This window comes from Streptococcus sp. 343_SSPC (assembly GCF_001072385.1).
In the GTDB taxonomy this organism is placed as follows: Bacteria; Bacillota; Bacilli; order Lactobacillales; family Streptococcaceae; genus Streptococcus.
On record NZ_JVKU01000016.1, the window covers coordinates 21536 to 47934 of the forward strand.

At 44.2% G+C, this 26399-nt stretch carries 26 protein-coding genes; 23 read left to right on the forward strand and 3 right to left on the reverse strand.

What is annotated here, in order from left to right:
• Positions 1–85 precede the first annotated feature (85 nt).
• From ADH27_RS03980 to ADH27_RS04060, 17 genes are all read left to right on the forward strand, one after another.
• Positions 86–892, forward strand: a complete 807-nt coding sequence (locus tag ADH27_RS03980) for a dihydroorotate dehydrogenase electron transfer subunit (protein ID WP_048715876.1) — start codon at positions 86–88, stop codon at positions 890–892.
• A 10-nt stretch (positions 893–902) separates the two neighbouring features.
• The gene (locus ADH27_RS03985) at positions 903–1841 is read left to right on the forward strand and encodes a dihydroorotate dehydrogenase (protein WP_048715878.1); all 939 of its coding nucleotides are present in this window, start codon (positions 903–905) and stop codon (positions 1839–1841) included.
• A 375-nt stretch (positions 1842–2216) separates the two neighbouring features.
• On the forward strand, positions 2217–2909 hold the full coding sequence (gene pyrF / locus ADH27_RS03990) for an orotidine-5'-phosphate decarboxylase (protein ID WP_023023089.1): 693 nt from the start codon (positions 2217–2219) through the stop codon (positions 2907–2909).
• 473 nt (positions 2910–3382) lie between these two features.
• The gene (gene pyrE, locus ADH27_RS03995; protein ID WP_048715880.1) at positions 3383–4012 is read left to right on the forward strand and encodes an orotate phosphoribosyltransferase; all 630 of its coding nucleotides are present in this window, start codon (positions 3383–3385) and stop codon (positions 4010–4012) included.
• Between the two features lie 59 nt (positions 4013–4071).
• A complete protein-coding gene (locus ADH27_RS04000) occupies positions 4072–4941 on the forward strand; it encodes a GNAT family N-acetyltransferase (RefSeq protein WP_048715882.1) in 870 nt (289 codons plus the stop codon).
• Between the two features lie 39 nt (positions 4942–4980).
• Positions 4981–6492, forward strand: coding sequence for a glycosyltransferase family 39 protein (locus tag ADH27_RS04005; protein WP_048715884.1), 1512 nt, complete (start codon positions 4981–4983; stop codon positions 6490–6492).
• A 25-nt stretch (positions 6493–6517) separates the two neighbouring features.
• A complete protein-coding gene (locus ADH27_RS04010; RefSeq protein WP_048715885.1) occupies positions 6518–7174 on the forward strand; it encodes a uracil-DNA glycosylase in 657 nt (218 codons plus the stop codon).
• Positions 7175–7194: 20 nt separating this feature from the next.
• Positions 7195–7659 carry an NUDIX hydrolase gene (locus ADH27_RS04015; protein WP_006596439.1) on the forward strand — a complete coding sequence of 155 codons (465 nt, stop codon included), beginning with the start codon at positions 7195–7197 and terminating at the stop codon, positions 7657–7659.
• A gap of 11 nt (positions 7660–7670) precedes the next feature.
• Positions 7671–8939, forward strand: coding sequence for a dihydroorotase (locus tag ADH27_RS04020; RefSeq protein ID WP_048715888.1), 1269 nt, complete (start codon positions 7671–7673; stop codon positions 8937–8939).
• Between the two features lie 53 nt (positions 8940–8992).
• A complete protein-coding gene (locus ADH27_RS04025) occupies positions 8993–9832 on the forward strand; it encodes an SGNH/GDSL hydrolase family protein (RefSeq protein ID WP_048715890.1) in 840 nt (279 codons plus the stop codon).
• A complete protein-coding gene (locus ADH27_RS04030) occupies positions 9804–10460 on the forward strand; it encodes a YpmS family protein (RefSeq protein ID WP_048715892.1) in 657 nt (218 codons plus the stop codon). The genes ADH27_RS04025 and ADH27_RS04030 overlap by 29 nt, the downstream gene beginning before the upstream one ends.
• A 314-nt stretch (positions 10461–10774) precedes the next feature.
• Entirely contained in the window at positions 10775–12337 is a 1563-nt protein-coding gene (locus ADH27_RS04035; RefSeq protein WP_048715893.1) for a 2-isopropylmalate synthase, read from the forward strand.
• A gap of 11 nt (positions 12338–12348) precedes the next feature.
• Complete coding sequence (gene leuB, locus ADH27_RS04040) at positions 12349–13386, forward strand: 3-isopropylmalate dehydrogenase (RefSeq protein WP_048715895.1); 1038 nt, start codon at positions 12349–12351, stop codon at positions 13384–13386.
• Positions 13383–13652, forward strand: coding sequence for a DUF1294 domain-containing protein (locus ADH27_RS04045; protein ID WP_006596433.1), 270 nt, complete (start codon positions 13383–13385; stop codon positions 13650–13652). Before leuB ends, ADH27_RS04045 begins: the two co-directional genes overlap by 4 nt.
• Positions 13653–13654: 2 nt before the next feature.
• The gene (leuC, locus tag ADH27_RS04050; protein WP_048715897.1) at positions 13655–15037 is read left to right on the forward strand and encodes a 3-isopropylmalate dehydratase large subunit; all 1383 of its coding nucleotides are present in this window, start codon (positions 13655–13657) and stop codon (positions 15035–15037) included.
• A gap of 11 nt (positions 15038–15048) precedes the next feature.
• On the forward strand, positions 15049–15639 hold the full coding sequence (leuD, locus tag ADH27_RS04055; protein WP_048715899.1) for a 3-isopropylmalate dehydratase small subunit: 591 nt from the start codon (positions 15049–15051) through the stop codon (positions 15637–15639).
• A gap of 97 nt (positions 15640–15736) precedes the next feature.
• On the forward strand, positions 15737–16522 hold the full coding sequence (locus ADH27_RS04060; RefSeq protein ID WP_006596430.1) for an L-threonylcarbamoyladenylate synthase: 786 nt from the start codon (positions 15737–15739) through the stop codon (positions 16520–16522).
• Between the two features lie 75 nt (positions 16523–16597).
• Here ADH27_RS04060 and ADH27_RS04065 read toward each other — a convergent pair whose 3' ends face one another.
• A complete protein-coding gene (locus ADH27_RS04065) occupies positions 16598–17230 on the reverse strand; it encodes a DUF421 domain-containing protein (RefSeq protein WP_048715901.1) in 633 nt (210 codons plus the stop codon).
• On the reverse strand, positions 17227–17679 hold the full coding sequence (locus ADH27_RS04070; RefSeq protein WP_048715903.1) for a DUF3290 family protein: 453 nt from the start codon (positions 17677–17679) through the stop codon (positions 17227–17229). Before ADH27_RS04070 ends, ADH27_RS04065 begins: the two co-directional genes overlap by 4 nt.
• 165 nt (positions 17680–17844) lie before the next feature.
• On the opposite strand from ADH27_RS04070, the gene ADH27_RS04075 reads away from it, so the two are divergent.
• Genes ADH27_RS04075 through ADH27_RS04090 form a run of 4 tightly spaced genes read left to right on the forward strand, consistent with a single transcriptional unit; the run spans position 17845 to position 21652 of the window.
• Positions 17845–18618, forward strand: a complete 774-nt coding sequence (locus ADH27_RS04075) for an SDR family NAD(P)-dependent oxidoreductase (RefSeq protein ID WP_048716253.1) — start codon at positions 17845–17847, stop codon at positions 18616–18618.
• The gene (locus ADH27_RS04080) at positions 18618–19760 is read left to right on the forward strand and encodes a glycosyltransferase family 2 protein (protein WP_048715905.1); all 1143 of its coding nucleotides are present in this window, start codon (positions 18618–18620) and stop codon (positions 19758–19760) included. Before ADH27_RS04075 ends, ADH27_RS04080 begins: the two co-directional genes overlap by 1 nt.
• The gene (locus tag ADH27_RS04085) at positions 19753–20409 is read left to right on the forward strand and encodes a hypothetical protein (RefSeq protein WP_048715906.1); all 657 of its coding nucleotides are present in this window, start codon (positions 19753–19755) and stop codon (positions 20407–20409) included. Before ADH27_RS04080 ends, ADH27_RS04085 begins: the two co-directional genes overlap by 8 nt.
• Positions 20369–21652: a glycosyltransferase gene (locus tag ADH27_RS04090; protein ID WP_048715909.1), complete on the forward strand. Its 1284-nt coding sequence runs from the start codon at positions 20369–20371 to the stop codon at positions 21650–21652. The genes ADH27_RS04085 and ADH27_RS04090 overlap by 41 nt, the downstream gene beginning before the upstream one ends.
• Positions 21653–22010: 358 nt before the next feature.
• On the opposite strand, the gene plsY is transcribed toward ADH27_RS04090, so the two are convergent.
• Positions 22011–22652 (reverse strand): glycerol-3-phosphate 1-O-acyltransferase PlsY, encoded by a 642-nt coding sequence (gene plsY / locus ADH27_RS04095; protein ID WP_193389720.1) that lies wholly within the window; start codon positions 22650–22652, stop codon positions 22011–22013.
• Between the two features lie 188 nt (positions 22653–22840).
• Between plsY and parE the strand changes: the two genes are divergently transcribed.
• Together parE and ADH27_RS04110 are read left to right on the forward strand one after the other, a co-directional pair.
• Complete coding sequence (gene parE / locus ADH27_RS04100; protein ID WP_048715913.1) at positions 22841–24790, forward strand: DNA topoisomerase IV subunit B; 1950 nt, start codon at positions 22841–22843, stop codon at positions 24788–24790.
• 615 nt (positions 24791–25405) lie between these two features.
• Entirely contained in the window at positions 25406–26248 is an 843-nt protein-coding gene (locus ADH27_RS04110) for an aminoglycoside 6-adenylyltransferase (protein ID WP_048715914.1), read from the forward strand.
• Positions 26249–26399 lie beyond the last annotated feature (151 nt).

Consider the following 26399-nt stretch of genomic DNA (forward strand, 5'->3'; position numbering starts at 1 on the left):
AGATCAGCGGACCGAGTCTAGCTGATCATTTGTAGGACCTTGCTTTTGCGAGGTCTTTTTTGCTGGAAGAAAGAAGAGGAAACCAATGGTCAGTGATAGCTGTAAAAAACGGTTTGGAAAAATCATGATGGAAGACATGGAGTTAATCGCTCAAGAAGAGATTGCGCCACGGATTTTTTCAATGATCTTGAAGGGGGAAATGGTGGAGCAGATGCTACCGGGGCAGTTTCTCCATATCCGTGTACCGGATGACTCTAAACTCCTCCGTCGTCCCATTTCCATCTCAGAGATTGATCCAGGCAGCCAGACCTGTCGCCTCATCTATCGGGTAGAAGGGGGAGGGACAGCCATCTTTTCTCACTTGCCTGTCGGTAGCTTCCTCAGTGTCATGGGTCCTCAAGGAAATGGCTTTGACCTAAAAGGTCTTGGTCAAGGGGCGCGTGCCTTGATCATCGGCGGCGGGATTGGAGTACCACCTTTGGTCCAAGTGGCTAAACAGCTACATGATCAGGGAGTAGAAGTCCATTCTGTCCTTGGATTTGCCAATAAAGAAGCGGTAATCCTGGAAGAAGAATTGAAGCAGTACGGCCAAGTCACCATTACAACAGACGATGGTTCTTATGGTACCAAGGGCTATGTTTCTACGGTCATTGATCAGATGGACCAGGAGTTTGACGCTATCTATTCTTGTGGAGCACCTGGCATGCTCAAATATGTCAATACCAAATTCCATGACCACCCTCGCGCCTACATTTCCATGGAATCGCGTATGGCCTGTGGGATGGGTGCCTGCTATGCCTGTGTGGTGCATTTAGAAAATGAAAGCCAAGCAGCCAATAAGCGCGTGTGTGAAGACGGTCCAGTCTTTGAAACTGGTACGATTGTGATGTAGGGAGGAAAGTATGACAAGTAATCGATTAGCTGTATCCTTACCAGGATTAGACTTGAAAAACCCCATCATTCCAGCTTCCGGCTGTTTTGGCTTTGGTCAGGAATATGCCAAATACTATGATTTAGACTTATTAGGATCCATTATGATCAAGGCGACAACTGCTAAGGCTCGCTTCGGAAATCCGACACCACGCGTTGCTGAGACGCCTGCAGGCATGCTCAATGCCATTGGGCTCCAAAATCCAGGGGTAGACGTGGTCCTAGCAGAGAAACTCCCTTGGTTGGCCCAGCATTATCCAAATCTACCGATTATCGCCAACGTAGCTGGCTTCTCTAATGAAGAGTATGCAACGGTATCGCGGAAGATCTCGCAAGCGCCAAATGTCAAGGCCATCGAGCTCAATATCTCTTGTCCAAACGTAGATCATGGCAACAATGGCCTCTTAATCGGACAGGTTCCAGAGTTGGCTTATGATGCAGTAAAAGCAGCGGTAGAAGCTTCCTCCGTCCCTGTCTATGTCAAATTAACACCTAGTGTGGCGGACATTACTCAAGTCGCCAAGGCTGCAGAAGATGCAGGAGCGAGTGGCTTGACCATGATCAACACGCTGGTCGGGATGCGCTTTGACCTCAAGACAGGCAAGCCCATCATTGCCAATGGCACCGGAGGTATGTCAGGACCAGCTATCTTCCCAGTAGCATTGAAACTCATCCGCCAAGTAGCCCAATCGACCAAACTGCCGATTATTGGAATGGGGGGCGTGGATTCAGCAGAAGCAGCCCTGGAGATGTTTATTGCTGGTGCCTCTGCAATCGGAGTCGGAACTGCTAACTTTACAGATCCATATGCTTGTCCGACCATTATCCAAGACTTACCAAAGGTCATGGATCAGTATGGAATAACTAGCTTGGAAGATTTGCGTCGGCATGTCCGAGAAAATCTATTATAAGGATCATCAAGAGAACAAAAAACGCCTGCTGGCTACAACTCCAACAGGCTACTGAGTAAGCTACAACTAAAACAACCCTTACTCAGCATACAAAAATTTTACAGGAAAATCGGATCTTCGTCAAGAATTTGACATGTTTGTGAATCTTCGCTAATCGAAAGATGAAAAAAACAGATTGAATCCGAACGTTTTATGATTATTTCTTGACTTTTCTTTCATATCGTACTACAATGTAGAAAAACCTTTAAAGTGGTCCAGAGAGGCTCCTAAGGTCTAGACGGTGAATCAGGGTAGATACTACCTAATTTTCGTGTAACCTTGCCTCGGGCAAGGTTTTTTTGTGGAAAAAATGTCAGCCATAAAAAGGAGAAACCCATGCGTGAAGAACGTCCCATCATCGCCCTTGACTTTCCAGCTTTTGAAGATGTCAAAAACTTTCTAGAACATTTCCCAGAAGATGAAAAACTTTTTGTAAAAATCGGAATGGAATTTTTCTATGCAGTCGGACCAGAAATTGTTCACTATCTGAAAGGTCGTGGCCACAGCATTTTCTTGGACCTAAAATTGCACGATATCCCAAATACGGTTAAGTCAGCCATGTCTGTCCTAGGCACATTTGGAGTGGATATGGTGACAGTTCATGCAGCCGGTGGTGTAGAGATGATGCGCGAAGCCAAAAAAGCACTTGGACCAGGAGCTAAGTTGGTGGCGGTGACTCAGTTGACTTCAACCAGTGAAGAAGACATGCGTGATTGCCAAAACATCCAAACCACTGTCCAAGAATCAGTTGTTAATTATGCTCGTAAGGCGCAAGAAGCTGGCTTGGACGGCGTTGTCTGCTCAGCCCATGAAGTAGATTTGATCAAGAAAGCCACATCAGAAGAGTTTGTCTGCGTCACCCCAGGGATCCGTCCTGCAGGAGCAGAAATTGGTGACCAAAAACGGGTCATGACCCCACAAGAAGCTCATGCCATCGGTTCAGACTACATCGTGGTTGGACGTCCGATCATCCAAGCAGAAAACCCATGGGATGCTTACCATGAAATTAAGAGACAATGGAATAGTTAAGAACGTCTAAGAAGCTGTGCTTCAAGACGTTCTACGGGAAGCCCGATAAGGCCTTCCCTAAACTATTCACTAGATTATGAGAATAAAAAGTATCGTTTTATTCTCATAATCGTCGGAACACTAATTGCTACTAAAAGTGAAACTTTTGTAGCTCTACGGGAAGTCCGATAGGACCTTCCCTAACGCATTCACTAGATCTCAGAAGAGAAAATGATCGTTTCTCTTCTGAGATCGTCGGAATAATAATCGCCAGTAAAAGTAAAACTTTTGTATCTCTACGGGAAGTCCGATAGGATCTTCCCTAACGCATTCACTAGATTAGCTAAGAGAAAAAATCGTTTCTCTTAGCTAATCGTCGGAATAAACAGAGACCGATAGGGCCTTCCCTAAACTATTCACTAACCTGTACAGTCATTTAAAAATCAATTATTGATTTAATTCGTATTCGATTAAAATCGTAAAAAGGAGTTATCATGTCATTAGCTAAAGATATTGCTAGCCATCTTCTAAAAATTGAAGCCGTTTATTTGAAACCAGAAGAGCCTTTTACTTGGGCGTCTGGGATCAAGTCCCCTATTTATACGGATAACCGCGTGACCCTCGCTTATCCAGAAACTCGTACCTTGATTGAAAATGGCTTCGTGGACAAAATCAAGGAAGCTTTCCCTGAAGTTGAAGTCATTGCTGGTACAGCAACTGCGGGGATTCCTCATGGTGCCATTATTGCGGACAAGATGAATTTGCCATTTGCCTACATCCGTAGCAAACCAAAAGACCATGGAGCTGGAAACCAAATCGAAGGTCGTGTACCACAAGGTCAAAAGATGGTTGTAGTGGAAGACTTGATTTCTACTGGTGGGTCTGTTTTGGAGGCTGTCGCAGCTGCGAAGCGTGAAGGAGCAGACGTCCTTGGTGTGGTGGCTATCTTCACCTACCAATTGGAGAAAGCCGATAAGAAATTTGCGGAAGCAGGCGTTCAACTTGAAACCTTGTCAAACTACACTGAATTGATTCATTTAGCTGAAGAACAGGGTTACATTACTTCTGAAGGTTTGGAACTGTTACGCCGTTTCAAGGAAAACCAAGAAACTTGGCAAGACTAAAGTATAATGGAGGAGGGCCAACGCTTGGCTCTCCTTTTCTTTTGTAAGGAAGGATAATAATGAAGCTTGAAAGACGCACTCGTCTGACTCTAGAAGAAAAAAAGCAGTGTGAACAGCTTGTAAGAGCCTGTCACCAAGTCGATCAAACCTATCGCTTGCCCTATTTGGATAATCTCTACAACGCTGATCCTACGATGCCAGCTTTTATCCTTGCATCGGTGGAGGGGCAGCTGGTTGGATTTTTGTCCATCTATGCGGATGAACCTAAGGAAGCAGAGGTACAGCTCTTTGTGACACCTTCTTTTCGTAGACAAGGGATTGCTCGTTCCTTATGGGAAGATTTTATGGACTTGGCCAAGGACTATCAGCTAGAAGACCGACTGTATGTGTCAGAGGTTCGGTTTTTGGATCAAAACACGGACTTACTTAGCCATTTTCATTTGGTGGAGGCAGAGGAGGAAGACCACGAACTGTGGTTGGAGGCAACTTGTCAGGTCACCGACCATGAGAAGAGAGAAGGGCTGATGGTGTTAGAAGCTCAGGAGTCCATGCTCCAAGAGATCGCGCATTTTCAATCCAAGGCTTTTGAGACAGATCTTGACTATGCCCTCAAATATGCGACCGAGTCTCTCGAGGGGCAGGATACCCGTCTCTTTGTCTTGCGTGACCAAGAGCAAGTACTTGCTTCTGTTACAGTGGATCTATCACAAGGTACGACCTATTTCTTTGGATTAGCCGTTGACCCGGATCATCTCCGCAAAGGGTACGCACGTTATCTCTTACGAAGTGTGATGAATCAGATGGCTACAGAAGTGGAGCAGCAATTTCAGATTGTCGTTGAAAAAGAGAATCAAGCAGCCCTGAGTCTATATCTAGGGCTTGGCTTCACCATCCAAACTGAGGTCCTCTATTTGATGGAGAGCCGATAGAATCCAGCGAAATCCCTATTTTTTTGCTATAATGGAGCTATGTTAGTAAAAAGTAAAAATGTCTTATTTGGATTGCTCCATCTGGTCATGTTGCTCCTGATGGTGCACTGGTTTGTCATTAGTGTCATCTACCTAAAAGATATTTCGGGATGGGGACTTGTAGTTGGGGGACTTGTCTTTCTCCTAGCTTATGTTGGTCGCTCCTATCTCAAAAGAGCCTTTGCCTGGTTGATGAAGCACAAGACTGGATTGATGCTGGGAGCGATTCTAGTTCAGATTGTTTTTATGCTGTCTGCAGAACTCTTTATCCGACGAGATGCTGCGGTGGTCTATACGGGAGCCTTTGGCCTTCTAAAAGAGTCCTCTATCTCTAGCTACCTGAGCCGGAATCCCAATAACCTTCCCTTGTTCTTGTACGAACGCTTTTTCTACCAACTCTTTGGTGGGGCAGGCCTCTGGGTCATGCAAGTCCTCAACATGGTCTTTGTGAATGCAGGAGCTATCCTCTTGTATCGTTTAGGGCTGAAACATTATGACCAAAAAGTAGCAGACTGGGTATATACCCTCTATGTGGTCTTAATCTGTTATTCCCCTTATTTTTACTCCATGTACACGGATATTCCGCCTCTTCCTCTCGTCGCCTTGCAATTAGGGCTAGCCTTGGATCTCTTAAAAGGGAGCAAGAGTAGTGCACAATGGAAGACATCCTTGTGGCTTGGCCTCTTATCAGGGCTTACTATGCTGATTCGTCCGACGACTATTATTGTCGTGATGGCCTTTTGGATGGTCCTCTTCTTTAAAGGGCAGTGGAAGGTCTTTGGAAAAGTCTTTGCTTTAACCCTTTTATCAACTGGTCTGGTCTTTGGAGCTCTGAATACAGCTGTCAAACACCAAACAGCTGTCCCTATTTTAAAAGGGGAAGGGCTGGCTAAAGGTCCGCTCTTGTTTATTAACTTGGGCTTGACGGATATTGGGCACAACCAAGCAGATATGAAAGAAGGGCTCTTGAAATATGTCGACGAAGATAAGCGAGACGAGTACAATAATGGGATGTTTAAGAACGAATATATCATGAAAGAAATCAAACGGCGCTTGAAGGAATATGGTCCGATTGGACTCCTGGGACATCTTTATACCAAGCAATCCTTGACGGTTGCAGAAGGGACACTTGGTTGGCTCTATCGGGATGTTGAATACGAAAAGACTCCGGTCATTAACCCTCTTTACGATCCTTATACCAAGGATTTACCAGTTGCCAAATGGATTCGTACCTACTTCTTAAGTACAGATCGTCCTCAGTATCGTTATTATGAGTTCGTCAAACAGTTGGTTTGGATTGTGATGGCCGCTGGCCTGGTCCTTGTCTATCTCAAGAAGAAGAACGATGACGAATTCCACTTCCTATCGCTTGCTGTTTTTGGTGGTCTTCTCTTTTTGACCATCTTTGAAGGTGGCAAGACTCGTTATCTGATCCAATTTCTACCACAAATTCTCTTGTTAGCCTCTATTGGCTTGGCTGCTGGTCCAAGGAAATCTCAAGAGAACGGTTAATTATTTTATGCTGTAAGGAGAAGCGATGGAACATTCAAGATGGCACCAATTGCTTAAGGAGCAGCTTCCAGAGGGCTACTTTAAGCAAATCAATCAATTTTTAGATCAGGTCTATGCATCAGGGACCATCTACCCACCTCGTGAAAAGGTTTTTCAGGCCTTAAAGACAACGAATCTGGAAGAGGTTAAGGTTGTGATTCTGGGTCAGGATCCCTATCACGGTCCTGGTCAAGCACAGGGGCTCAGCTTTTCTGTATCGGATGACATCCCAGCACCTCCATCCTTGCAAAACATTTTAAAGGAGTTGGCGGAAGATGTGGGGCTTAAGCTTTCCCATGATTTAACGCCTTGGGCAGAGCAAGGGGTTCTCTTACTCAATGCCTGTCTGACAGTCCCTGCTGGCCAAGCCAATGGGCACGCTGGCCTGATTTGGGAAGAGTTTACAGATGCAGTTATTCGCCTAGTCAGTCAAGAGGAGGAGCATGTCGTCTTTATTCTGTGGGGGGCCTATGCTCGGAAGAAGAAGTCTTTGATTGATGCAAGCAAACACTTGATTATTGAAAGTGCCCATCCCAGTCCCTTATCGGCCTATCGCGGTTTCTTTGGCTCCCATCCTTTTTCAAGGGCTAACGCTTATTTAACGGAGATGGGTCGCGAGCCGATTGATTGGTTGCGAAGTTAGGAAAATAGAAAGAAGAAATAATGCCACAGTTAGCTACAATTTGCTATATCGATAATGGAGAAGCATTTTTGATGCTTCATCGCAATAAAAAGCCCAATGATGTCCATGAAGGCAAATGGATCGGAGTTGGTGGAAAATTAGAACGCGGGGAAACTCCTCAAGAATGTGCTGCTAGAGAAATTCTTGAAGAAACGGGTCTAGTTGCTAAGCCAGTTCTAAAAGGAATTATCACCTTCCCTGAATTTACACCTGACCTGGACTGGTACACCTATGTCTTCAAGGTGACCGAATTTGAAGGGGAGCTCATCGAGTGTAACGAAGGGACACTGGAGTGGGTGCCTTATGATCAAGTCTTAAGTAAGCCAACTTGGGAGGGGGACCACACCTTTGTCGAGTGGCTCTTGGAGGATAAACCCTTCTTTTCAGCTATGTTCCGCTATGATGGGGATCGCTTGCTAGAGACCCATGTTGATTTCTATGAATAAAGGAGTAGAAGATGTTAGTCATTAAAAATGGTCGGGTAATGGACCCAAAAACTGGTTTGGACCAAGTATGTGATCTCTTAGTAGATCAGGGGAAAATTGTGGAAATAGGTCCATCTATTTCTTATGAAGGAGCCCAAGTTATCGATGCGAGTGGCAAGGTGGTAGCGCCAGGTTTGGTGGACATTCACGTTCACTTCCGTGAACCAGGTCAGACCCACAAGGAGGATATTCACACTGGGGCTCTTGCAGCTGCAGCTGGTGGTTTTACGACAGTCGTCATGATGGCCAATACCACTCCAACCATCTCGGATGTCGAGACCTTAAAAGAAGTCTTGGATTCTGCTGCTAAGGAAGCCATCCATGTTAAAACCGTTGCGACGGTTACCAAGAACTTTGATGGCCAACATCTCACCGACTTTGAAGGCTTGTTACAAGCTGGAGCTGTTGGTTTCTCAGATGATGGGATCCCGTTGCAAAGTACCAAGGTAGTCCGTCAGGCTTTGGAAGAAGCAAAACGTCTTGGGACCTTCATTAGTCTCCACGAAGAAGATCCAGAGTTGAACGGCATTCTGGGACTCAATGAGCACATTGCTCGGGAGCACTTCAAGGTTTGCGGAGCGACTGGTGTGGCAGAATATTCTATGGCAGCGCGTGATGCTATGATTGCTCACGCAACAGGTGGCCACCTCCACATCCAGCATCTCTCGAAAGCTGAGAGTGTCAAGGTAGTCGAGTTTGCCCAAGCGATAGGTGCTCCTGTTACAGCAGAAGTAGCTCCTCAGCATTTTTCTAAGACTGAAGACCTCTTGCTGTCTAAGGGAAGCAATGCCAAGATGAATCCGCCTCTTCGTCGGGAAGAAGACCGTCGTGCAGTCATCGAAGGCTTGAAGTCAGGAGTCATTACCGTAATCGCAACGGACCACGCGCCTCATCATGCGGATGAAAAGAACGTAGCTGATATCACCAAGGCTCCTTCCGGCATGACAGGATTAGAGACCTCTTTATCACTTGGTTTGACCTATTTGGTCCATGCAGGAGAGCTCAGCTTGATGGAACTCTTAGAAAAAATGACCTATAATCCTGCTAAATTATATAACTTTGAAGCGGGTTATTTGGAAGTCGGTGGACCAGCGGATATTGTGATCTTTGATCCGGATGCTGACCGTTTAGTGTCTGATCATTTTGCTTCTAAGGCAGCCAATTCACCGTTTGTTGGTGAATCCCTCAAGGGACAGGTAGCTTATACCATCTGCCAGGGCAAGATTGTCTACCAAGCCTAAATCTGAATAAAAAATAAGAAAGTCAAATTGAAAGCTGGACGAATGAGGAGTATATGAATAGAAGAAAAATACTAGAGATGATCTTGTATTGTTTGGTCACTTTTCTGGTCTGCTTTTTTCTGGTCAATTGGCTCCTTCCTTCGGCAGAACCAGTGATGACCAAACCGTCAACAAATGCCAAAAAGAAGGTAGTCACCTATGTAGCGATTGGGGATTCCTTGACCAAAGGCGTAGGAGATAGCACCAATCAAGGAGGTTTTGTCCCTCTGCTCGCTCAGAGTTTGACCAATGAAACAGGTCTTGAATTCAAAGCGATCAACTATGGTGTTTCTGGTAACACGAGCGGTCAAATTTTGTCACGTATGCAGGAAAAAAAGGAGATTCGAAAGGACCTGAAGAAGGCTCAGTTACTGACCATTACTGTCGGGGGCAATGACCTGCGGAAGGCCATTCTTGAGGATACCAGTAACTTAGATCTGGACCGCTTCGAAAAAGCATCGAAGACCTATGAGAAAAATCTCAAACAGATTATCGAATTGGCCCGCAAGGACAACCCTGATCTGCCTATTTACGTGGTGGGGATCTATAATCCCTTGTATCTCAATTTCCCCGATCTAATGGAATTGCAGACCCTTGTCGATCAGTGGAACCAAAGAACGGAGGAGACCCTCTCTGCCTATCAAGGCGTCTACTTTGTTCCAATCAATGACCTCCTCTATAAGGGCATTGATGGCAAGAGTGGGGTGACAGAATCCGAATTAGGAAAAGAGACTGTAACCAATGATGCCTTGTATGATGAGGATAGTTTCCATCCCAATAATACTGGTTATGAGATCATGAAAGAAGCCGTACTGGAGAAAATACATGCAACTGAGAAAAAATGGTTCGAGTGAAAAGAAGGTTAAGCCAGCAACCACAGGACCTCATTTTAAGGAGAGACGAGAAAAAACGCCGATTAACATCTGGAAATGGCTCTTTCTAGGCTTGGTCAGTTTCTTGCTGGCAACAAGTCTAGTCGTATGGACTCGTTTCTCAACGGTACGAGAGGATGTCCGGCAACTACAGACTCCTAGCCAAGGAGGAGATGTCAAGATTGGCAGTATGACCACAACTAGGGCTCAACTAAATGAAACCATCAAGGTCATGCTTAAAAGTTATCATTTGAGTGATTATCAACTGTATGCAGACAACCAACAGATGTTACTAGAGGGGAAGATGGACTTTTTAGGAAAGGAGTACCCGCTCTATATCTATTTCCAGCCAAGTAAGCTAGAGGATGGGAGTATCCTCCTGACCCTCAAGGATTTTTCAGTTGGGACCTTGAAACTTCCTAAGAAGACCGTGATGCAGGTGCTGTCTACAAATAAGGATCTACCTGACTTTGTAAAAATTGATAGCAAAGAAGCGACGATCAAGATCGAGCTTGCTAAGATTAAAAATGAGATGGATTTCTATGTCAAGGCCAATACCATTGATCTATACAATGATCAAATCATCTTTGATCTCTACAGGAAAAAATAAGAAGATCAGGCGAAAGTAAGAAAGCGACTTTCGCCTTTATTTTGTTTCTATTCAAAAAATTCAGAATATTGTAGAAAATTCTTGACATTCAATTTTCCCTATGCTAAAATACTAAACAAGACATCAATCAAAGGAGAAAGTCAAACATGAAAACAGCTAAGTTTATTCAATTTGCTTTGTTGTTGAGGTACTCGGGCTAGTGCAAAAGCATTAGTCCTGTTTGGCTTACCAAGCGGGAGTAACAAAACATCTCGCTTAGGTAACTGGCGAGATGTTTTTATTTTATTCACTATGTTTAGAAAAGAGGAGACCCTATGCGTAAAGTTGAATTTTTAGATACCAGTCTTCGGGATGGTGAACAGACTCCAGGAGTCAATTTCTCCATTAAAGAAAAGATTGCCATTGCCAAGCAATTGGAAAAATGGGGCATTTCTGCTATTGAAGCAGGTTTTCCTGCAGCTAGTCCGGATTCCTTCACTGCTGTGCAAGAGATTGCGAAGGTCTTGACCAAGACTGCTGTGACAGGTTTGGCTCGCTCCGTTAAATCCGATATCGATGCTTGCTATGAAGCCTTGAAAGACGCCAAGTATCCGCAAGTTCACGTCTTTATCGCAACGAGTCCCATTCACCGGGAGTTTAAACTCAACAAGACCAAGGAAGAAATTCTTGAAGCGATCAAGGAACACGTTTCTTATGCGCGTTCTAAGTTTGAAGTTGTTGAATTCTCGCCCGAAGATGCGACACGGACGGAGTTGGATTTCCTCTTGCAAGTTGTCCAGACTGCAGTCGATGCTGGCGCTAGCTACATCAATATTCCTGATACAGTCGGTTTCACGACACCAGCAGAGTACGGAGCTATTTTCAAATACTTGATTGACCATGTCAAGACGGATCGTGAGATTATTTATTCCCCTCATTGCCATGATGATCTAGGAATGGCGGTGGCTAATAGCCTCGCCGCTGTCAAAAATGGAGCTGGTCGGGTCGAAGGTACTATCAATGGGATCGGGGAACGGGCTGGAAATGCTGCCCTTGAAGAAGTAGCGGTCGCTCTTAATATTCGCGAAGACTATTTCCAAGTGGAGAGTCCGATTGTCCTTAATGAAACCATCAACACCTCTGAGTTGGTCTCTCGTTACTCTGGGATTCCAATTCCTAAAAACAAGGCGGTTGTTGGTGGTAATGCCTTCTCACACGAGTCTGGGATTCACCAAGATGGAGTTCTTAAAAATCCGCTTACTTATGAAATCATCACACCTGAGTTGGTGGGGGTTAAGAGCAATAGTCTCCCTCTTGGAAAATTGTCTGGTCGCCATGCCTTTGTTGAAAAACTGTATGAGTTGGGACTGGAATTCACAGAAGAAGACATCCAGCCATTGTTTGCTAAGTTCAAATCTCTGGCAGACAAGAAACACGAGATCACTGATGCCGATATCCGCGCCCTTGTTGCCGGTACAGCAGTGGAAAATCCAGAAGGCTTCCACTTTGATGATCTTCGTCTCACAACCAATGAAGATGAAAGCATCACTGCAGCAGTCAGTCTGAAAAATGAAAATGGTGAAATTCTTGAATACCTTGCCAAAGGTCAAGGTTCAGTGGAAGCAATCTTTAATGCTATTGATCAATTCTTCCATCAAGAAGTTCGTCTGACTTCCTACACTATTGATGCGGTGACAGATGGGATTGATGCCCAAGCGCGTGTACTGGTCACTGTTGAAAACGAAGCGACGGATACCATCTTTAATGCTTCTGGTTTAGACTTTGACGTATTGAAGGCGTCAGCGATTGCTTATATCAATGCCAATACCTTGGTGCAAAAAGAGAATGCTGGAGAGATCGGTCACATTGTATCCTATCGTGATCTACCAGATGCCTAAAGGAGAACACTATGACGAAGAAGATTGTCGCCCTAGCTGGAGACGGGATTGGACCAGAGATCATGGAGGCTGGCCTGTCCGTGCTGAAAGCAGTGGCAGAAAAAACAAATTTTGACTATTCAGTCCAAGATCATCCATTTGGGGGAGCAGGGATTGATGTGGCTGGTCATCCTCTACCAGCTTCTACTCTAGAAGCTACAAAGGAAGCGGATGCCATTCTCTTAGCGGCTATCGGAAGTCCTCAGTATGACCAATCACCGATTCGTCCGGAGCAAGGCTTGTTAGCTCTTCGTAAGGAGCTCAACCTTTATGCCAACATTCGTCCGGTCAAGATTTACGACTCCCTCAAGCACCTCTCTCCTTTGAAGGAGGAGCGCATTCATGGTGTGGACTTCGTAGTGGTTCGCGAGCTCACCGGCGGGATTTACTTTGGAGAGCATATCTTAGAAGAAAACCAAGCACGGGATATCAACGACTACTCGGTTGAAGAAGTGGAGCGAATTGTGCGGAAGGCTTTTGAGATTGCACGGGAACGTCGCAAGAAAGTCACTAGCATTGATAAACAAAATGTCCTCGCAACCTCCAAGCTTTGGAGAAGAGTAGCTGATCGAGTGGCTCAAGACTTCCCAGATGTTACCTTGGAGCACCAGTTGGTAGACTCAGCAGCCATGCTCATGATTACCAATCCATCTCGCTTTGATGTCATCGTGACGGAAAACCTCTTTGGTGATATCCTTTCAGACGAGTCCAGTGTCTTGTCTGGCACTCTTGGGGTTATGCCATCGGCTAGCCATTCAGAGTCAGGTCCAAGCATGTATGAGCCTATTCATGGATCAGCTCCAGATATTGCAGGTCAAGGCGTGGCGAATCCAGTCTCGATGATCCTCTCTGTTGCCATGATGATGCGAGAAAGTTTTGATCGAGAAGAAGATGCTAGCCGCATTGAAAAAGCAGTCGAAGCGACTCTTGCTGCAGGAATCTTTACGAGAGACCTAGGTGGCAGTGCTACGACAAAAGAAATGACAGAAGAGATTATAAAACGATTATGAGTGTAAAAGGAATGATTACTGGCTTGATCCTTCTATGGAATCTCTTCGTAGGGATTCTCTACGGAGTTGATAAGGAAAAGGCCAAAAGAAATGCCTGGCGGATACCAGAAAAGACCTTGCTCTTTTATGCTTTTGCAGTTGGAGGGCTAGGAGCCTGGATAGGAGGGCTACTCTTTCATCACAAGACACAGAAGTGGTATTTTAAGGTCACCTGGCTCTTAGGAACCCTTCTCACACTTTACACACTCTACGCTTTATGGAGGTAAGGATGGCAGGAAAATCAATTTTTGATAAAATCTGGGAACGGCATGTAGTGACCGGTGAGGAAGGCCAGCCCCAACTCATGTATGTGGACCAACACTATATCCACGAGGTGACCAGTCCCCAGGCTTTTCAAGGGCTTAGAGACACTGGTAGAAAGGTTCGGAGACCAGATTTAACCTTTGGAACCTTTGATCACAATGTCCCAACGGTTAATATTTATGATATTCGGGATGTGATTTCTAAGGCTCAGATTGATAAATTAGCTGAAAATGTTAAGGACTTTGGGATCGATCATGCAGGTCATGGTTCAGAAAAACAGGGAATTGTCCATATGGTTGGTCCTGAAACAGGACGTACCCAGCCTGGAAAGTTTATTGTCTGTGGAGACAGCCATACGGCGACCCATGGAGCTTTCGGCGCCATTGCCTTTGGAATTGGGACCAGTGAGGTGGAGCATGTCTTTGCGACTCAGACCATCTGGCAGGTCAAACCGAAGAAGCTCTTGGTCGAGTTTACTGGAAAGCCTCAGAAGGGGATTTATGCCAAGGACTATATTTTGGCCTTGATTGCTCGTTATGGCGTAGCCTGTGGGGTTGGCCATGTGGTCGAGTATAGAGGGGAAGCAATCGATAGCCTCACCATGGAAGAGCGGATGACCATCTGCAATATGTCCATTGAATTCGGCTCTAAGATGGGGATTATGAATCCAGATGAGACGACTTTTGACTATCTCCGTGGTCGTGAATGTGTGCCAAAAGATTTTGAAGCTGCAGTAGCCGATTGGCAGTCCCTGGTCAGTGACAACGATGCGACATATGATAGAGTCATCACCATCGATGTATCCCAGTTAGCACCCATGGTGACCTGGGGGACCAACCCTTCTATGGGAGTCGACGTGGAAACAGCCTTTCCAGAAATTCGGGATATGAATGATGAACGGGCCTATGCCTACATGGATCTCCAACCAGGTCAAAAGGCTTCAGACATCGAGTTGGGCTATATCTTTATCGGATCTTGTACCAATGCCAGACTCAGCGATTTGCAGCTGGCTGCCCGTTTCGTAGAAGGGAAGAAAATTGCCCCTAATTTAACCGCCATCGTAGTTCCAGGTTCCCGTCCTGTCAAACGAGCAGCGGAAAAAATGGGTTTGGATAAGATCTTTCTGGATGCTGGCTTTGAATGGCGTGATCCAGGATGCTCTATGTGTCTCGGGATGAATCCAGACAAGGTGCCGGATGGCGTCCACTGTGCCTCTACTAGCAACCGAAACTTTGAAGACCGCCAAGGATTTGGGGCTAAGACCCATCTCTGTAGCCCCGCAATGGCCGCTGCAGCAGCAATAGCCGGTCGCTTTGTCGATGTGCGCCAAATGCCAGAAGTTGAGTAAAAGGAGGAATCATGGAGAAATTTACCATTTATACGGGAACTACGGTTCCTTTGATGAACGATAATATCGATACCGACCAAATCCTCCCCAAGCAATTTTTAAAGCTGATTGATAAAAAAGGCTTTGGTAAATACCTCATGTACGCTTGGCGCTACTTGGATGGTCAATACACCGAGGATCCAGAATTTATCTTTAACAAACCAGAATACAGCAAGGCAACCATCTTGATTACTGGCGACAATTTTGGGGCTGGTTCTTCTCGGGAGCACGCAGCCTGGGCTTTAGCTGATTATGGCTTTAAAGTCGTTATCGCCGGCTCTTTTGGAGATATCCATTACAATAATGAACTCAATAATGGGATGCTACCAATAGTCCAGCCTTTAGAGGTTCGTCAAAAGCTGGCAAGCTTGAAGCCGACAGATGAGGTAACGGTGGATTTGGAAGAGCAGAAGATCATCTCGCCTGTTGGAGAATTTAGCTTTGAGATCGATGGGGATTGGAAGAACAAATTACTCAACGGTCTAGATGATATTGGGATTACCCTCCAATACGAGGACTTGATTGCTGCTTATGAGAAGAATCGACCCGCCTATTGGCAATAAAAATTGTATAGTTAATTAAGAATTTTCAGAAAATATATTGAAGCTTTTTGGGAATTTTGATAGAATAGAAAAAAAGAAATAGAAGAGGACGAAATTTATGACAAAACACATTCAATGGGACGGAACACTTTCACAAGAAGGATTTGACATTCTTAAAGGAGAGGGTGGCTGTATCGTCTGCCCTACCAAAGTCGGCTATATCATCATGACTAGCGACAAAGCTGGCTTGGAACGCAAGTTTGAAGCCAAAGAACGTAACCGCAACAAACCAGGTGTTGTTCTTTGCGGAAGTATGGATGAACTTCGTGCCCTTGCTCAATTGAATCCTGAAATCGAAGCCTTCTACCAAAAACATTGGGATGAAGATATCTTGCTTGGTTGTATCCTTCCTTGGCGTGAAGATGCTTATGCAAAATTACAAGCCTTCGGAGATGGACGCGAAGAACTCATGACAGACGTTCGTGGAACCAGCTGTTTTGTCATTAAATTTGGTAAAGCTGGTGAGCAAATCGCCAAAGAAATGTGGGAAAAAGAAGGCAAGATGGTTTACGCCTCTTCAGCCAATCCTTCAGGTAAAGGAAACCGTGGTAAGGTTGAAGGAATCGGTGAGCGCATTGAAGGTGCCGTAGACTTGGTCATCGAAGCCGATGATTATGTAGCCTCTATCCAACCAGACAAGACCATTGAAACGCGTTATGAACAAGGAGTGATGGTTTCGATGGTTGATGCAGAAGGAAAACTCATCCCAGAACAAGGAGCAGGTAGCCGTTCTGTCAATACTTGCCCAGTCGTGATCCGTAAGGGATTGGATATCGACAAGATCATGATGCACTTATCTGATCATTTCAACTCTTGGAACTACCGCCAAGGGGAGTACTATTAAAAGATAGAAAAAAGGTCGTTACAGTTCGTAACGACCTTTTACTTGTCTATTTTATCGAATAGCTGATTTCCAACTTTAATAAGTCACGACATTAATCTCACCCTTGTCGTACTCAGCGATAAAGATGTCATCGACATTTTCAAATCCTTTTTTATTCAGTTCGGCCATAAGCCATTCTTCAGTTTTACCGATGGTCTCTAAGATTTCTACTTGGACTACACCATCTGTAATGATTGGGTATTTGGGATTTTCATCTCCCATTCGAACGATTATGAGTTGGCCATTTTGTTCGATGACGGCTCTTTTGACTTCTTTCAATTGGAAGACCCCTTGAGAGCGCAACTTAAGAGCGACGTCAGAAGCAGAAAGGCCTTTTGAGCGACAAGCTTCTGGATCTAATTTTCCGTTTTTTATGATAATAGTTGGTTTTCCGTCAATCAGATGTTTGATGAAGTAAACATTGGTATTAAGCCATTTGAGTGACAGAATCAAAATCGTCCAGATGATGAGGATGACGACATATTGAAGGATGGTAATCGAGCTATTGTAGATGACCCCGCCGATAATACCCCCGAGAACAAAGTTCTGTATTTGGTCTACTGCAGAACTTGGCGCTAAATTTCCTTTTCCTGTTACGTTAATAACAAAAACAAGAGAAAGAAGCCCCCAGGCCAATTTAATTGCAATTGTAGCAAAAAAGCTTATCATTTTTCAACCTCCACCAGTTCTACATCTGTTTTATATAAGTCCATTTTTTCAATTAAATAGCTATCTGGGTCTGTTCCGCTAATCGCACGATAGAATTGCTTGTCTACCTTGATAATAGCTCCGTCGGTCGTATCCGAAGTATTGACATAGACATCTTCTTTATCTACACCTAATTCTTTTGAAACAACTTCGATAAAGTGTAGGGAAGAGCGGAATTGATTGTCATTAGACTGATTGTTTTGAAAATTTGAAATGCCAATCAAAACAACGGCTACTAAGATTAAGACAGAAATAATAGACAATTCACGGAACTTACTTCCACGTTTATCCTTATATGCCTTAAAGACAAAAAAAGCAGTTACCAACACTAAGAGAATGGACATAATCACCATAACCCAATTTTGCTGGCTAATCTGACTAAGTACATAGTCGTAGGAATAGAATTTCATAAAAACCCTCTCTTTTGTTAATTCAAGATATTATAAACCATTTCAATCCATACTTCAATAATTTAAAATGAAAATTCTATTTTTTTAAGGTTTGGATTGTACCTTAAAGGTTGGAGAATGGCAGTAGGAGTTTTCTATCTAATCGAAATTTGGTACACTAGTGCTATGAAGATGGAAGATACAATGAAAAAAGCGATCATTTTAGGGGCTACAGGGGGGATTGGCCGTCAGCTAGCGAAAGAATTGGCAAGAAGTCTGGATTATCTGGTCTTAGTAGGACGTGATCCAGACAAACTCTCCCAAGTCCAAGAGGAACTAACTGGGAGCAAGGCGCAGCTGTCAACCGTAATATTAGATATGCTAGATCAAAAGTCTCTAGAAGCTTTTGTAGAGGACCTAGATGCAGATCTTCTTGTCAATTGTGCGGGACTAGCCTATTTTTCCCGTGGAAGTGACCTTGATTCAGCTAGTGAGCAAAATCTCTGGCAAGTCAATTACCATGCTCCAGTCCAACTAATTAAGCAATTAGTGAAGAAGAATCAGAAGATCCACTTGGTCCAGCTGTCATCTCTGGCTGCTCTTTTTCCTCATCCCTATTTAGCAGCCTACAGTGCTAGTAAGGCTGCCTTGCAGACCTACACTCTTTCTCTTCAGGAGGAACTGAAGCAATCAGATTCACCGATTCAGCTAGATCTCTATATTCTTGGACCAGTTCAAACAGCTATTTTTCCTCCCAAACTAGTAGAAGCATTGGGTGGCGGTCGCTTGCAGATGAAGCCTGAGAAAGTCGCTCAGCAGTTGATCCGATTTATAGAAAGGGATACTTCCTATGCGATTATCGGGCTTCGCTATCGCTTGCTAGTTTGGCTAGGTAGCATGCTTCCCCAAAGGTGGATCATTCGTGTCCTCGCCAGGTATTTACGAAAGGGACTTAATTGATGAAATTTATATTTATATTTTTAGCTGTTGCTTATCTTCTCTTATTTATCATCCGTTGGTTGCTGTCCTTTACTTATTATAAAAGAGGTCAGGCTCATATTGCGGACTTCCCAGAAGAGCTTTTTACAGTGGTCCAACCCATCCTCTCAGGAGATCCTCGTTTAGAGAGTGATTTGCGGGCCAATCTCCAGCAAACAGAAGCAGTGGAATTCTACTGGTTGATTGACCAGTCTGATACAGAAGCCCAGCGAGTAGCAGATCAGATTTGCCAAGAGGCTTCCTTTGCCCAACGCATTCGAGTCTTTCTCATTGAAGACGTCCCTCAAGGGATTAATCCCAAGAGTTACAAGATTGAGCAGGTTGTAGAGGAGCTGACCCGGCCTTATCTGATTGTTTTGGACGATGATAGTGTGATCGATTTTTCTAAGATGGGGGAGCTGACTGCCTATTTGGGTCAAGAGGTCATTCTGACAGGTATTCCTTATAACCAGGAGAGAAGCAATTTCTGGTCCAAGCTGGTCGCAGCATTTGTAAATGGCAATTCTTTTATTACTTATTTTGCCATGGCAGAAGTTGAGGCGAATCACTCCATCAACGGGATGTTCTATATCCTACCGGTAGAACTTGCAAAAGACCAGGGGCTTTTCACAGCGATTAAGGATTATCTATGTGATGATTTAGCCGTAGCCGATTTTTTAAGGAGTAAAGGAGTATCCATTATCCAAACACGGGTCACCTGTAATGTTCGAACCACTATCAAGGACATCAAGCAATATCTGCTCCAGATGAAGCGTTGGCTTCTCTTTAGCTCTATCTATCTCAAAGAACACCTGGACTGGAAGGTCTTTTGCCTCATAGGTTTACCGAGTTTTCTGCCTCTTCCAGGTTTGATCTTAAGTCTTATTTTAGGGTGGCCTTATCTTCTTCTAGCCTTAAGCTTACTGGTATTCAAGGCAGTTTGGATGCTCCTCTATCGACAAAGCATTCTAACCAATCGCTTACACTTGGATGAAGTCACCTACGAAGTGCTGAATGATTTCCTGCTTCCTTGGCTGTTTATCTGTGTTCTAATGACTCCTCCTGTGATTAATTGGCGGGGGCGGAAGATTCGTGTGACGGATGGAAAAATTCGTTATGAGTAAGATGAAGTCCTATCTAGACCGTTTGTCTGCTTTATCTCTTGATCAGACCATGCTAAACTCTAATCGCTTGGTTCTCTTTCTCAGTGGGAGCAGTGATGTCACTTGTGCCGGGCTGACAGCTGGGCAGCTAGACCTCCTTCATGCGATTTGTCCATCAGGCTATAGAGTAGTAGAGAGTAATTTCCCCTTCAATCAAGATTTTGAACATATACAGTTTCCTCAAGTATCCCTAATGTCGGCTTCTGCATCCAATATCATCTACTATTGGCATACGATTTTGAACCCTGGTTTCCAAAAACTGTTACAGAAGCACTTGTCTCCCTTGTTGGAAGCGCAGGAGGTGGTTCTTGTTTGTAAGAGTTCAGGGGTCAATATGCTGACGCAGTGGCTAAGAAGCGTAGGGAAGGAGGTATCCTTGCCAAGGTTGCGCGTGATAGCGCTTGGCCCGGTTTCCCAGCTTCTCTTACGTCAAAAGGAGCTAGAACTACTGGTCATCAAAGGAAAGAAAGATCCTTATTCACGTATCCTGGATCACCATTCAGCGGATATTCAAGTGGATACGGATCATTATAGCTATGAATACAGAGAAGATGTGAAAGGAATCATCTATGACTGGATTAGAAAAAGTGATAAAAATCGATGTAATTAGCGTCCCCTTTAGTGGCCATTTATTTCCAACCTTGACTCTGGTAAAGCCCTTACTGGAGGATCCGCGTTTTCAGATCCGTGTCATTACAGGTTTTCAGAAAAAGGCATTGGTTGAGCAGATTGGTTTTGACTGTCTTGCCTTATTTCCTGATCGTCCGACAGTGATGGAAGATATAGCCAATACATCAAAGCAAGCAAATCTATTTATCATGTACCAACAATTAATGGCCAATAGCAGACTGGTCCCTGAAGTTTTTGACGAAATAAATCGAATTTGGGACTCTGAGGGAAGCCCTGACTTGGTTATTGCAGATTTTGTAGCAGCTCCTGCTGGAGTTTTAGCAGATCGTTTGGGCATTCCCTGGATTACGACCATTCCAAGTCCAGTAGCGATTGAAAGTCGAACGACAACGCCTGCTTATCTAGGTGGCTGGAAACCGCACCAGGGAACCTTCTACAAGTGGAGAGATGCTCTGGGTAGGCGAGTCATCCGTCTGGCAAAGAAAGTTGGACTTGCGCTGGTTAAGAAGAATCTCGATAGCCTAGAGAATTTCAAATTGTACCGTGAAGATGGGACAGAAGCCATCTATTCTCCCTATTCAATCTTGGCTCTGGGCATGAAAGAGTTGGAGTTTCGAGATGATTTTCCATCCCAGCTTAAATGGGTTGGTTATCGCTGTCTATCTTTTGATCGGCTTCCTCAAGAACATAAGCAGCATTTTACGAGTTCTAAAAAGCGGGTCCTCGTCACTTGCGGCACTCATTTAAAATGGGAAAAAGAGCGGATGGTGGAGTTGGCAAAGCTTTTGAGCCAAGAATATCCTGACTATGTCTTTTACGTAACCCTAGGCGACCCTAGTGGTTTGGAACATCCACCCAGGATGTTGTCGGAAAATCTTCTGGTCTTTGATTACCTCCCTTATTCAGATGTTCTGGATCAAATGGACTTTGCCATTCATCATGCAGGTGCAGGGATCCTGATGGGCTGTATTGATCATGGGATTCCAAGTCTGATATTGCCCCAGGACTATGACCAGTTTGACAATGCGGTTCGGGCTGAGTTATTCCAAATAGGATTGGTCTCTCGTAAAAAGACGGAATCCGAAGTTTTGCGCTTATTTAATGAATTGGTTTCTCGGGAAGATTGGTCGCACCTAAAGATCCTTGCTCAACAAAGCAAAGCCTACCAGCCAACAAAGATTCTTTATCAAGAAATAGAGAAACTCTTGAAAGTGAGGTTATAGAAGAAGTGGAGGGGGAGACTCCTGTTTGCTTTCTTCCAAAGCCCTTCTATTTTTAAACATAAAAAAACTAGAGTTTAGACTCTAGTCTCAGATTGTAGACAAAGTCATCTAAAAAACTTTCCTTAGGTGAGTACGGACGTCAGCGAACTTCGAAGAAGTTCCATGACTTAGTTTTGGACCCTAGGTTCCAAAACTCCCGAGTGCTAGAAACAATTTTGTTTCTAGCACTTTTCTCACGGCGGAAAGTTTCAGTAGATGATTGAATAATTCTAACGAATGAATTTTTTTATTTTTATAGAATTTATTTGATTTGTAAGGAAAAACAGATTATTTACGCTCTCAAACTAGAGTTTAGACTCTAGTCTTTTTGTTTTTGATGGGTGATGTTTTTTCCCCAATAGATAATATTTTCATTCTTGTTGAGGATGCGCTTGATATTGTCCTTGTGGCGGATGATGATCAAGGTCGCCAAAGCGAGGACAATAAGAGTGAAAATAAGGTCATAGCTTGGGAGGATCCAGCCAGTCAATGGGAGGAAAAGAACTCCGATACTAGCCAGAATAGCAACCGTTACACTTGAAAAAGAAATCATGCTGGTTAAATAGAGGCTAGCAAAGAAATAGATGGCTAAGAGGATGAGGAAAACGGGAGAGAATCCAATGAGAACCCCAGCACTGGTTGCGACTGCCTTGCCTCCTTTAAAGTTAGCAAAAATAGGGAAGGTGTGCCCAAGGACAGCGAGAAGACCAAAGATCATTGGCGAGATTCCTGTAACCCCAAAAATAGTCGGCAATAAAACAGCCAAGGTTCCTTTGAGGAAATCAACCGCAAAGACAACCAGACCCGCCTTCGTCCCTAGGATTCGGAAGGTATTGGTCGTCCCTGTATTTCCAGAACCGTGTTCACGTAGATTGATGTTAAAGAAGGCTTTTCCTATCCACAAACCAGAAGGGATAGAACCTAATAAGTATGCTAATACGAGTAAAAGAATTGTTTTCATCATAGTTTCATTATATCAAAAATGCTTTGAATGAAAAAGAAAATATCTAGCTGATTTGTCACATCGGATAGTTGGTTTGAATCAATCGCACTTAAATAGCCTAGTTAAAGGGGGAGAAGAAAGAAAAATTTTGCAAAATTTCCTAAAAAACTGTAATATAGAAAAGATGAACAAACAGGAGGTTCCTTGTGTCTAAAAAGGAAATCAACATTAATAATTATAATGACGATGCCATTCAGGTACTAGAAGGGTTGGATGCGGTCCGTAAACGTCCAGGGATGTATATCGGATCGACAGATGGAAATGGTCTCCACCATTTGGTCTGGGAAATTGTCGACAATGCGGTCGATGAAGCCCTATCTGGTTTTGGTTCTCAAATTGACGTTACGATTAACAAAGACGGTTCCCTAACTGTAGCGGACCAAGGTCGGGGGATGCCGACAGGGATGCATGCCATGGGTAAACCAACCGTTGAGGTCATCTTTACGATCCTCCACGCTGGAGGGAAGTTTGGTCAAGGGGGGTATAAGACCTCTGGTGGTCTCCACGGAGTGGGATCTTCGGTCGTAAACGCCCTCTCTAGCTGGCTTGAGGTTGAGATTACCCGTGATGGAGCAGTCTACAAGCAACGCTTTGAAGATGGTGGGAAACCAGTTACCACTCTTGAGAAGATAGGAACGGCTCCTAAGTCTAAGACTGGGACCAAGGTTACCTTCATGCCGGATCCAACCATCTTCTCAACGACCGATTTCAAGTTTAATACCATTGCGGAACGGATCAAGGAGTCGGCTTTCTTGCTCAAGGATGTGACGCTGACGTTGACAGATCTCCGTAAGGAAGAAGACAACTACGTCGCCTTCCATTACGAGAATGGGGTCCAGGATTTCGTTGAGTACTTGAACGAAGATAAGGAAACCTTGACGCCCGTTCTCTACTTTAATGGGGAATCAGAAGGCTTCCAAGTAGAAGTTGCTCTCCAATACAATGATGGCTACTCTGACAACATCTTGTCCTTCGTTAATAATGTCCGCACTAAAGATGGGGGAACCCACGAGACAGGACTGAAGACAGCTATTACCAAGGCCATGAACGACTATGCAAGAAAGACAGGACTTCTCAAAGAAAAAGACAAGAACCTAGAAGGATCCGACTATCGCGAAGGCTTGTCTGCTGTTCTTTCGATCTTGGTGCCAGAAGCTCATTTGCAGTTTGAAGGGCAGACTAAGGACAAGCTAGGAAGTCCACTTGCTCGACCTGTTGTTGACGGGATTGTTGCTGACAAGTTGACCTTCTTCCTCATGGAGAATGGGGAATTGGCTTCTAATCTGATACGCAAGGCTATCAAGGCCCGGGATGCGCGTGAAGCTGCTCGGAAGGCGCGGGATGAGAGTCGAAATGGCAAGAAGAACAAGAAGGATAAGGGGCTCTTGTCTGGTAAATTGACCCCAGCCCAGTCCAAGAATCCTGCCAAGAACGAACTCTATCTAGTCGAAGGAGACTCAGCCGGTGGTTCTGCTAAGCAAGGTCGAGACCGTAAGTTCCAAGCCATCCTTCCACTTCGAGGGAAGGTTCTTAATACCGAAAAGGCCAATATGAGTGACATCCTCAAAAACGAGGAAATCAACACCATGATCTACACCATCGGTGCTGGAGTTGGGGCTGACTTTACAATTGAAGATGCTAACTATGACAAGATTATCATCATGACCGATGCGGATACGGATGGGGCCCACATTCAAACCCTTCTCCTAACTTTCTTCTATCGCTATATGCGACCTTTGGTCGAAGCAGGACGTGTCTATATCGCCATGCCTCCTCTTTACAAGATGTCTAAGGGCAAAGGGAAGAAAGAAGAAGTGGCTTATGCCTGGACAGACAATGAATTGGAAGACCTACGCCGAACTTTTGGCCGTGGAGCAACCCTTCAACGGTACAAAGGGTTGGGTGAGATGAATGCGGACCAGCTTTGGGAAACCACCATGAACCCAGAAACCCGCACCTTGATTCGTGTCACGATTGATGATTTGGCGCGTGCAGAACGCCGTGTCTCAGTCCTCATGGGTGACAAGGCAGCCCCTCGCCGACAATGGATCGAAGACAATGTTAAGTTTACCCTGGAAGAAACGACCGCGTTTTAAGGAGTGCGAGTGATGGATAGTTCAGGACATTCGATTATATGGACTTACTTAGGTTTTATTCTCTTAGTCTCATCGCCCTCAGCTATTTTTGCATTCTTTATGAATCATCGGAAAAAAAGTTTACTAGGACTTTATGCACCGATCGTGTTTACTTTGTTCATGATCTTGATGCTTATTTTTAATATAGAGGGCTCAGAATCCGCTGCTTTAGGGGCGACCTTTATCATGTTTTTATTTGGCTTTCCTTTGATAATAGGAGCCTTAGTCTACACACTGATTCGTTTGTGTTTCGTTTATAGGAAGAATCTGCGGAAGGGACTTTTGATTTTCCTATCCTATATCTTAGGCCCCCTATTAATTGGTCTTCTTGGCTTGTGTGTGGTAATGATATTTCAGATTCATCAGTTCGTATTCATAGTCCTTATTTTGATGATTCTGGTTTCCTATCTGCCTCCTCTTTATCTCTATCATTTTGAGCGAGATCAGTAGGCTACGGGACACTTCCTTAATAATATCTTGTCGTTGATTGTATAGAAAATTCAGAAGTGATCAATAGTTTACTGCTCTATCCTGTTAAAATATAACCAATATCTTTAAGTGATGAAGGAGGGAAAGATGAGAACTGATACAGAAATGATGAATATGATTTTGCAAATAGCTGATACTCTAGAAGTAGAAGCAATTGCTTTATCCGGATCACGAACGAATCCTCAGGCATCCAAAGACGAGTTTCAAGATTACGATGTAGTCTATATTGTTGAGAATCTGAACGACTTGTTATCTGATTTATCTTGGCTAGACCAGTTTGGAATGCGTCTGATTGAACAGCACAATGTCCTTGGACACCGTCGTCTGTATCTCATGCTTTTTGAAGATGAGAATCGTATTGATTTAACCCTCTGCCCCAAGGAGTATATCCAAGAGTGGGTGGACAGCGAAGCAAATTTTGAAGTTATAAAAGACGACAAAGGCTTGTTTGAAGCCTATCAGCCTAATTCCAAGCGTTACTGGACCTGTCCGCCTACCGAAGAAGAATTTGCTGCATCCTGTAATGAATTTTGGTGGGTATCGGCTTATGTCGTCAAGGCCATTCGAAGAAATCAGCTCATCTATGCGACTGATCACCTCTATGGCATTTGCCAGCAAGAACTCCTCAAGGTCTTAGCTTGGCAGCTAGCAAGTGATAAGGGAGCAGTTAATATCGGTAAGAACTACAAGTACCTCTTTCACTATCTCCCAACTGAGAAAGAGAAGGAGTTCTCAGCTCTGCTAAATCTATCTAGTATAGAGAAGGTCAGCCAGTCCTTATTTGCTACCATGAATGTTTTTGATCGGGAAGCTAAAAGTTTAGCCCAAGAGATGGGATTTGCCTATGATCAGGAAGTGGCTGAGAAGATGATGAGATATGCTAAGGAAAAACTTCCTAATCACTCAGTAAATAAAGAACACAAATTATAATTTTAAACTACAGAAAGGATAGTTTAGTTACTTGTAGTAACTGAACACCTTCTTTTATAAAAATCTACTCAACATTCTTTGAAAGGAGTTGAACACGCCCTAAATACTGTGTGAAAAAGATAAATTCTCTTGTGAGTAGGCTCACTGCAAG